The organism is Streptosporangium sp. NPDC006013 (assembly GCF_040614275.1).
Classification (GTDB): Bacteria; Actinomycetota; Actinomycetes; order Streptosporangiales; family Streptosporangiaceae; genus Streptosporangium.
Genome location: NZ_JBEXUE010000755.1, coordinates 1 through 3177, shown reverse-complemented (window position 1 = coordinate 3177; position 3177 = coordinate 1). Strand labels below are relative to the sequence as shown.

The window sequence follows — 3177 nt, the reverse complement described above, 5'->3', positions numbered from 1 at the left end:
GTGGGGCATTCGGTTGGGGAGTTGTCGGCGGCTCATGTGGCGGGGGTGTGGTCGCTGGCGGATGCGGCCAGGGTGGTGGCGGCGCGGGGCCGGTTGATGCAGGCGTTGCCGGCTGGTGGGGCGATGGCCGCGATCGAGGCGACCGAACAGGAGGTGCTCGACAGCCTGGCGGAGTTGGACGAGGCGACTTCAGAGGCTTCGGAGGCGGCCGGTGGGGTGGTGGCCGCGATCGAGGGGCTGGGTGCTCCGGCGGGGCCGGGCGAGGTGCGGACGGGCACTTCGAGCGACTTCGGGGTGGGGGTCACGGTCGCCGACGGTCCGTTGGTGGTCTCTGGAGATGAGGACCTTTCGGGCGACTCCCATCGGACCTGGTCGGGCAGGGTGGGGATCGCGGCCGTCAACGGGCCCTCCTCGGTGGTGGTCTCTGGAGATGAGGACCTGGTTTCAGCTGTGGTGGCCGACTTCACCGGGCGGGGACGGCGGAGCAGGCGGCTGACGGTCAGTCATGCGTTTCACTCGGTGCGGATGGAGCCGATGCTGGCGGAGTTCCGGCGGGTGCTGGAGGCGGTGAGGTTCGCCGAGCCGCGGATCGCGCTGGTGTCGACGTTGACCGGGCAGGTGGCGACCGGCCGGGAGCTGAGCGATCCGGCCTACTGGACGCGGCAGGTAAGAGAGCCGGTCCGGTTCGCCGACGCGGTGACCACCCTCGATGCGGCGGGGGTGACGACGTTCCTGGAGCTGGGTCCTGACGGGGTGCTGTCGGCGATGGCACGGCAGTCGCTGCCGGAGCGCCCCGACGCCGAGCCACATGTGCTGGCCCCCCTGCTGCGCAAGGACCGGCCCGAAGAGGTGAGCGCGCTACTGGCACTCGGGCAGGCCCACATCCATGGCAGCCCGATCGACTGGGAGGCGGTCTTCCCCGGCGCGAGCAAGGTCGACCTCCCCACCTACGCCTTCCAGCGACAGCGCTACTGGCTCGACGCCTCGCCGGCGGGCGCGGCGGACGCCTCGGGGCTGGGATTCGGGGCGGCCGACCATCCGCTGCTCGGCGGCACGATCGGGCTTGCGGATGCCGACGCCGTACTCCTGACCGGTCGTCTGTCGCTGCGGTCGCATCCCTGGCTCGCCGACCACGCGGTCGCGGGTACGGTCGTGGTTCCCGGCACCGCCTTCGTCGAACTCGCGATCAGAGCCGGTGACGAGGTCGGCGCGGAGGCGCTTGACGAGCTGGTGATCGAGACCCCTCTCCTGCTTCCGGAGAGCGGCGCGGTGCACATCCAGGTGTCGGCCGGTGCCCCGGACGGTGAGGGTGGCCGCGCCGTCGCCGTCCATTCCCGCCCCGAGGGCGCACCGGCAGGCGCCGAATGGGTCAAGCACGCGGGCGGCCGTGTCGTCCCCGGCTCGGGGCAGAACCCGTTCAGTCTGGCTGCGTGGCCTCCCGCCGACGCCGCGGCGCTCGATGTCACGGACTTCTACGACACCCTGGCCGGAGCCGGTCTGGACTACGGCCCCGCGTTCCAGGGGGTGAAGGCGGCCTGGCGGCAGGGTGAGGTGCTCTTCGCGGAGGTGTCCCTCGCGGAGGGGGAGCGGGAGGACGCCGCCCGGTTCGGCGTGCATCCCGCCCTGCTCGACGCCGCTCTGCACGTCGCGGCGCATGACGCCCTGCCGACCACCCCGGCCGGCGGCAACCGGCTGCCCTTCGCCTGGCGGGGCGTCCGCCTGCACGCCTCCGGCGCGTCCGAGGTCCGGGTGCGGCTCGCGCCGACCGGCCCGCAGGATTGGACGGTCCAGGTGGCGGACGCCACGGGAGCGCCCGTCGCATCCGTCGAGGGGCTGCGTTCCCGCCTGATCGAGGCGGGCCGGCTGCGCGAGGCGCGATCGGCGTCGCGCGACTCGCTCTTCCAGATCGGCTGGGTCGAGCCGCCCACCGTCGATCCCACTGTCGATCCCACTGTCGATCCCGCCGACGCGGATGTCACCGACGTCGTCGTCATCTCCGGCGATGCCGGCCCGGATCCGTCGGCGGGCGTGGTGCCCGCCGTCCACGAGGTGACGAACCGGGTACTGGCCGAGCTACGGCGATGGCTGGGGGAGGAGCGCGCCGGTTCCGCCCGCGCGGTCGTGGTCACCAGGAACGCGGTGGCCTCCTCCGAGGAGGAGACCGTCGATCCGCGTGCGGCCGCCGTGTGGGGACTCGTGCGCTCGGCCCAGTCGGAGCAGCCGGGGCGGATCGTCCTGGTCGACGGTGACCGCGACCTCAGCGCGGAGACCGTTCGCCGGCTGGCCGCCGGTGAGCCGCAGCTGGCGGTACGGGGAGATCGGATCCTGGTGCCGCGCCTGGTCCGGGCGACGGGCGGCCCGGCCATCGGAGCCGCGCCTCTGAACCCGGAAGGGACCGTGCTGATCACCGGCGGCACAGGAGGGCTCGGTGGCCTGCTCGCCCGGCACGTCGTGACCGGGCACGGTGCTCGGCACCTGATCCTCGCCAGCCGCCGTGGCGATCAGGCTCCCGGCGCGGCCGAGCTACGGGCCGAGCTGGCCGGGCTCGGTGCCCGCGTCGACATCGTGGCGGGGGACGTTGCCGATCGGGCGTTCCTGGAGGAGGTTCTCACGGCGATTCCGGCGGAGCATCCGCTGACCGCCGTCGTGCACACCGCGGGTGTCGTCGACGACGGTGTGATCGCCTCGCTCACCGCCGAGCGCGTCGACGCGGTGCTCCGTCCCAAGGTCGACGCGGCCTGGCATCTCCACGACCTGACGAAGGAGCTCGATCTGGCGTGGTTCGTGCTGTACTCCTCGATCGCCGGGGTCCTGGGCAGTGCGGGGCAGGCGAGCTACGCGGCGGCCGGCACCTTCCTCGACGCCCTCGCGGAGCACCGTCGCGGCGCGGGCCTGCCCGCGCTCTCCCTGGACTGGGGCCTGTGGGCGCAGAGCACCGGCGTCACCGCGCACCTGACCGACGTCGACCGGGCACGGGCCGCGCGCGGCGGGGTCCGGCCGCTGCCCACCGCCGAGGGGCTGGAGCTGTTCGACGCCGCGCTGCGGCTCGGCCCCGCCGTTCTGGTCCCCGCCCTGCTCGACCTGCCCGCGATGCGTGCCGCGGGTGCTGACGAAGGGGTGAGGACGACGGACGGGAACCCGCGGCCCAAGGCACGAGACCTGAACCAGGTGATCCGC

Annotated in this window: 1 protein-coding gene; it reads left to right on the top strand. The window is 73.5% G+C overall.

All coding sequences use genetic code 11. The features are described 5' to 3' along the window. Positions 1–3177 (top strand): SDR family NAD(P)-dependent oxidoreductase (locus tag ABZ260_RS49025; RefSeq protein WP_355632266.1); only part of this gene is annotated, 3177 nt, incomplete at both ends.